Genomic DNA, 5,193 nt, shown 5'->3' on the forward strand with positions numbered 1-5,193 from the left:
CGGCGGCCCGGAGCTCGTCCGCGGCGGTGGCCACGAGCGCGTCGCGCCGCGCCGCCGACTCGGCCAGGTGGCGCTGCGCGTCGGCGAGCTCGGCCACCGCGGCGGGGAGCGCGGTGCGGAGCACGCGCGCGATCTCGCCCGGCGCGCCGCCCCCCGCGGCCGCGAGCGCGTCCACCAGGCGCGCCAGCGCGTCGGAGGCGGGGACGGTGGAGGGAGGGCCCTCGGGCTGTCCGTTCACGGAGCTCATGCGCAACAGGGGATCAGCTTGAATCTAGGGGGGCCGGCGCCGCCCAGCAGTCGGCCTTCCGGGCAGCCTTCGGGCGCTCGCCCGTGCACCCGCCCCGCGCGAGCCGTCCGGCGCCCTCCCTGCCGCGCGACGTTCCCCCGGCGCTCAGCCTACTGCGCGCGGCGCGCGTCGATCCACGCGCGTCCCCCGGAGGGGCTGCGCGGCCACGCGCACCGCTCGCGCGGCGCCGCCCCCGGCGCCGGGCGGAGGGCTATCCTCCGCGGAAGGAGGCGCGACGATGGCGGAGGCGATCGAGATCTACGGCAAGGACGCGTGCCCCTACACGGCGGCGGCGCGCCGGGAGTACGCGGCGCGCGGGCTCGAGGTGCGGTACTTCGACGTGAAGCGGGATCGCGCCGCGATGGCCCGCTTCCTCGAGCTCTCCGGCGGCGACCGCCGGGTCCCGCTCATCGTCGAGCGGGGGCGGGTGAGCAGCGGCTTCGGCGGGAGCTGAGGCGTGTGACGGCTCCCGGTCGGGAGCCCGGCGCAGCGCAGGGGCGGACGGGCGGGCCGCCGGCGCGGTTCACCGTCCGTAGATGGCGCGGCGCCCGCCGCGGAAGCCCGGGCCGGCGAACTGCGGGGGCGGCGCCTCCAGGTGGAACTGGAACCACTGCTCCTCGTAGAGCTTGCCGAGCTTGAGCTTCTTCCCGTTCTGCAGCGCCTGCAGCGAGGACTTCAGCTTCTCGTCCGACGCGTTCGCCGCCACCGCTCGCCCCAGCACCGCGATGGCCTGCGCGTGGTCGCCCTCCTTCTCGAGGATCCAGGCCCACGCCGACCAGAGGACGCCCTCCTTCTTGCTCACCTTGGTCGCGTCCTGGAACACCTTCTTCATGCCGTCCAGGTCGCGCTTGCGGTAGAGCGCGACCGCCAGCATGCCGCGCGCGATCCAGTTGCGCGAGAAGCTCTTCTGCAGGTGCGGCAGGGCGGCGTCGAAGTCGCGGCGGAGGTAGTGGAGGATGCCGATGTTCGAGTGCAGCTGCGAGGCGACCAGGAACTGCCAGGGCGCCAGCGCGAACCCGGACTCCAGCGTCTGGATGGCCCGGTCGAACTTCTGGGCCTGCACCTCGCGCTGCATGGCGTCGAAGAGCGCCTCGAGCCGCTTCCAGGTCCGGCGGGCGAGCACGAGGTAGGCGGCGGTCGCGACGACCATGCCGGGCAGGATGGCGGCGGCCCAGCCGAACTCGGTGCCGAAGCGGATCGCCGCGGCGACGGCGACGCCGAGCGCCAGGCTGATGACGAGGTTCCACATTGCGGAGATCCCTGGGGATTGGGTGCCGCTACCCGATACACGCGCGCGGCCCCCCGCCGCAAGCGAAAACGGGCCGGCGGCGGGGAGCGGCGCGACGGTTTGGCCCTCCCCGGACTCGAACCGGGACGGGGGGTCGCCCCGCTCGATTTTGAGTCGAGCGCGTCTACCATTCCGCCAGAGGGCCGCGAACTGGGGGCAAGCTATCAGAAAACTGGAATTGGCGCATGACATGGCAGCTATACTGGATGCACCCCCCAGATTGAGCTCGGCGGCAAACCCGAGCAATCGATCGCCACAAGGAGACGCAACATGGCCCGCCGTCCAGCCCAGGATTCGATCGACTCCATCGTCCGCGAGGCGATGGACGGCGTGGTCCGCCGCGCGTCGGTCGCCATCGCGCGCGCGGTGGCCGACCTCGCGGCCGCGCAGCTCTCGGAGCAGCTCGAGGCCGGCGTCGCGCGGGCCGGCCGCCGGCGCCCGCGCGCCGCGATCGCCGCCCGCACCACGCGCCCCCGCGGCGACATCTCGCGGTGGGCCGCGGACCGCCGCGCGCGCCGCGTGCCCAACTTCGTCATCGAGCTGACCGGCTTGAAGACGAAGAAGCAGATCGTGCAGAAGTACGGCGATGGGGTGGTGTTCGAGAAGGGCAAGCCCGCACCGAAGCCCCGGTAGCGCCGCGGCGCCTCCCCGGCGCGCGGTGCGCCCGGCGCTCGCCGTCCTCGCGGCCGCGCTCGCGGCGGCCTGCGCGCGCCCGCCGGCGGAGCGCCCGTTCGTGCTGCGGCTCGCGGTGGTCGGGCGCTTCTCGCCGCTCGATCCGCTCGGGAGCGAAGGCCACGCCATGCTGGCCCACGACCTGGTGTTCCAGGGCGCGCTCGCGCCCGGGGCGGACGGCACGCCGCGGCCCGGCGTGGCGCGCGTGGTGGAGCGGCGCGGTCCGCGGCGCTGCCGGCTCCGCCTCGAGCCGGCCGCGGCGTTCTCCGACGGCGCGGCGGTGACGCCGGAGGACCTGGCCCGCTCGGCGCGCGCGGTCGGGCTCGCGGCCGAGACCTCGCCGGACGGCAGCGTGACGGTCTCGTCGGAGGGGCGGCCGGTGGAGGGCGCGCTGCTCTTCACCGCGGTGTTCCGCCCCGGCCCGAGGGGTGCCCTGGGCACCGGCCCGTACCGGATGGTGGAGCAGTCCGCCGATCGGATGGTGCTCGAGCGCGTGCGGCCCGCCCCTCGCCGCATCGCGCGCGTCGAGGTCATCGGGTTCCCCAGCGAGCGCGACGCGCTCGCGCGCCTGCTCCGGGGCGACGTGAACGCGATGATCGGGCTGGACCAGCGCTCCATGGACCTGCTCGAGGACGTCCCGGGGCTGCGGCCGATGCGCTCGCCCGGGCCGCACGCGTGGACGGTGATCCTCAACGAGCGCCGGCTGGGCGGCGCGCAGCGCCGGCGGCTGCAGGCGGCGCTGCCGGTGACGGAGCTGGCCTCGGCGGTGTGCGGCGCGGAGGCGGCCGGCGCGCCCGCGGGCGCCGAGCGGCCGGCGCGCGAGATCCCGCCGGGCGAGCCGCTCCGCATCCTGGTGGTCGGCGACGGGGTGGGCGAGCGGCGCGGGGCCCTGGCGCTGCGGCGGGCCCTCGGCCGCCGCGGGGGCGAGATCGTCCCGTTCGACGCGGGCCGCGGCGTGGAGGAGCAGATCGCCGGGGCGGACCTGGTCCTGACGCGCCAGGTGGTGTGGCCGCCCATCGTGGTGGCGCAGGTGTGGGCCGCGGGCTCGCCGTTCGCGGCGGCCGGGTACCGCGACGCCGAGCTCGAGGCCGCCATCGCGCGCGGCGACGCCGACGCCGCCGTCCGCCGCCTCCGCGAGGACGGCCCGGCGGTGCGCCTCTGCCGGACCACGCGCGCCGGCGCGGTGGACGCGCGGATCCGCGGGGCGGCGTTCGGCTGGGGCGCGCTCGACACGCTGCCGGACTGGGAGGTCGCGCCGTGACCCGCGCCAAGGTGGCGGCGCGCCTGAGCGTCATGCTGGCGCTCACCGGCGTCGCGCCCATCGTGGCGCTCGGGGCGGTCGGCATCGAGGCGATGCGCCGGCACGCCGAGGCGTCCACCGTCGCGACGATGCAGGAGCTGGCGCGCCAGGCCGCCGAGCGCATCGACGCGTACCTCGCGGCGCAGGAGGAGGCCCTGCGGGTCGGCGCCGCCGCGTCCGTCGCAGACGCGCACTCGGGCCAGCGGCTCGAGGAGCTGGTGCTGGAGGCGCCCGGGCTGGGCCGGGTCGTCCGCGTGGGGCCGGAGACGCCGCCGTCGGCGCTCCCCGAGCGGATCACGCCGGCGCTGGCCGCCCGCGCGCGCGCCGGGACGCCGGTGCGGTCCGCCTTCTACCTCGCGCGCGATCTCACCCCGGCCCAGGACCTCTGCGTGCCGGCGCCGAGCCAGCCGTACGTCGCGGTCTGCGCCAGCCTGGACCTGCTCGAGCTGTGGCGCTTCGTGGGGCGCGTGCACGGCGGGGGCGCCGGCACCGTGCTCGCGTTCGACGAGTCGGGCCGGCTGGTCGCCTCCGGCGCCGGCGCGCTGCGCGCGGCGGTGCTCACCGGCGAGCGGGTGCCGGAGGCGGAGGTGGCGGTCCGGGTGGCCCGCGGCGAGGGCACGGCCCCGACGCACTGGGTGGGGCTGGACGGGGAGGAGCTGCTGGGCGGCTGGGCCCGGCTGCCGCGCTCGGGCTGGGCCGTCGCGGTGGCGCGGCCCGCCGGAGACGCGGCGCGCGCCGCGCGGACGGCGCAGTGGGCGCTCGCCGCGGTGGTGCTGGCGGCGCTGGCGCTGTCGCTCGCGGTGGGGCTGGCGCAGTCGAAGCGGGTGCTCGCCGAGCTCGAGCGCGAGGAGCGCTGGCGCACCGCCGGCCGCATCGCGGCGGGCGTGACCCACGACCTCGGGCACCGGGTCGCCATCCTGCAGCAGCTCGCCCGCCTCGCGGAGGAGGGGCGCGCCGAGGCGCTGCCGCGGCTGCGGGACGGGCTGCGCGCCGAGGTGGCGGCGCTCCGCGCCTTCGTGGCCGACTTCTCCGATCTCTCGCGCGACGTGCGCGCGGCGGAGCGCATCCCGCTGGAGCTCGGCGCGTTCGCGGCGAGCCTGGTCCGCACCGCCGGCCCCCACGCCGGCCGCGAGGGCGTGACGCTCGGGCTCGAGGCCGGCGCGCAGGCCTGGATCCGGGCCGATCGCCACCTGCTCGAGCGCGCCGCGCTCAACCTCGTCTGGAACGCCTGCGAGGCCTCCCCGGCCGGCGCCGAGGTGCGGCTCCGGGCGGCGGTCGAGGGCGGGCGCGGGCTCCTGTCGGTGACGGATCGCGGCGCCGGCATGCCCCCGGAGCGGCTCGCCTCGCTGTTCGACCTCGGCTCGACCAAGCGCGGCGCCGGCCACCTCGGGCTCGGGCTCGCCAACGTGAGGCGGATCGTGGAGGGGCTGGGCGGGGCGGTGGAGGTGGCGAGCGCCGAGGGCGCGGGGACCACCTTCACGCTCTCGTTCCCGGCGATCGCGCCGCCGCCGCCGCTGGAGGAGGAGGCCTAGGCGCCGCCCTTGCCGCCGCCCGGCGCGGCAGGCGCGGCCGGGGCCGCGGCGGGCTCCGCCTTGGCCGGGCAGCGGGGGCCGCGCCGGCGCCGGCGGGTGCCTGGCCGGCGGGCGC

At 77.8% G+C, this 5,193-nt stretch carries 5 protein-coding genes, 1 tRNA gene and 1 pseudogene; 4 read left to right on the forward strand and 3 right to left on the reverse strand.

The features are described from left to right. Positions 1 to 247 (reverse strand): annotated as a pseudogene (locus PSR1_RS21545) (diguanylate cyclase response regulator); the annotation flags it as partial. Between the two features lie 277 nt (positions 248 to 524). Between PSR1_RS21545 and uxx1 the strand changes: the two are divergent. After that, entirely contained in the window at positions 525 to 740 is a 216-nt protein-coding gene (uxx1, locus tag PSR1_RS21550) for a UXX-star selenoprotein family 1 (protein WP_059439409.1), read from the forward strand. Positions 741 to 809: 69 nt separating this feature from the next. Here uxx1 and PSR1_RS21555 read toward each other — a convergent pair whose 3' ends face one another. Together PSR1_RS21555 and PSR1_RS21560 are read right to left on the reverse strand one after the other, a co-directional pair. Further along, on the reverse strand, positions 810 to 1,535 hold the full coding sequence (locus tag PSR1_RS21555; protein WP_059439410.1) for a lipopolysaccharide assembly protein LapB: 726 nt from the start codon (positions 1,533 to 1,535) through the stop codon (positions 810 to 812). Positions 1,536 to 1,635: 100 nt separating this feature from the next. Next, positions 1,636 to 1,719, reverse strand: a tRNA-Leu gene (locus tag PSR1_RS21560). A gap of 125 nt (positions 1,720 to 1,844) precedes the next feature. Here PSR1_RS21560 and PSR1_RS21565 point away from each other — a divergent pair. From PSR1_RS21565 to PSR1_RS21575, 3 genes are read left to right on the forward strand one after another with little or no spacing between them, the layout of a single operon-like run. Further along, entirely contained in the window at positions 1,845 to 2,207 is a 363-nt protein-coding gene (locus tag PSR1_RS21565) for a hypothetical protein (RefSeq protein WP_059439411.1), read from the forward strand. Between the two features lie 25 nt (positions 2,208 to 2,232). After that, positions 2,233 to 3,507, forward strand: coding sequence for an ABC transporter substrate-binding protein (locus tag PSR1_RS21570; protein ID WP_059439412.1), 1,275 nt, complete (start codon positions 2,233 to 2,235; stop codon positions 3,505 to 3,507). Next, the gene (locus tag PSR1_RS21575) at positions 3,504 to 5,078 is read left to right on the forward strand and encodes a sensor histidine kinase (RefSeq protein WP_059439413.1); all 1,575 of its coding nucleotides are present in this window, start codon (positions 3,504 to 3,506) and stop codon (positions 5,076 to 5,078) included. Before PSR1_RS21570 ends, PSR1_RS21575 begins: the two co-directional genes overlap by 4 nt. Positions 5,079 to 5,193: the final 115 nt, after the last annotated feature.

The sequence above is a fragment of the Anaeromyxobacter sp. PSR-1 genome (assembly GCF_000964525.1).
Classification (GTDB): Bacteria; Myxococcota; Myxococcia; order Myxococcales; family Anaeromyxobacteraceae; genus Anaeromyxobacter.

What these genes read in the sequence shown, in the direction of transcription:
- uxx1 (WP_059439409.1), top strand. Translation starts at nt 525, where the DNA reads ATGGCGGAGGCGATCGAGATCTACGGCAAGGACGCGTGCCCCTACACG.
- PSR1_RS21555 (WP_059439410.1), bottom strand. Translation starts at nt 1,535, where the DNA reads ATGTGGAACCTCGTCATCAGCCTGGCGCTCGGCGTCGCCGTCGCCGCG.
- PSR1_RS21565 (WP_059439411.1), top strand. Translation starts at nt 1,845, where the DNA reads ATGGCCCGCCGTCCAGCCCAGGATTCGATCGACTCCATCGTCCGCGAG.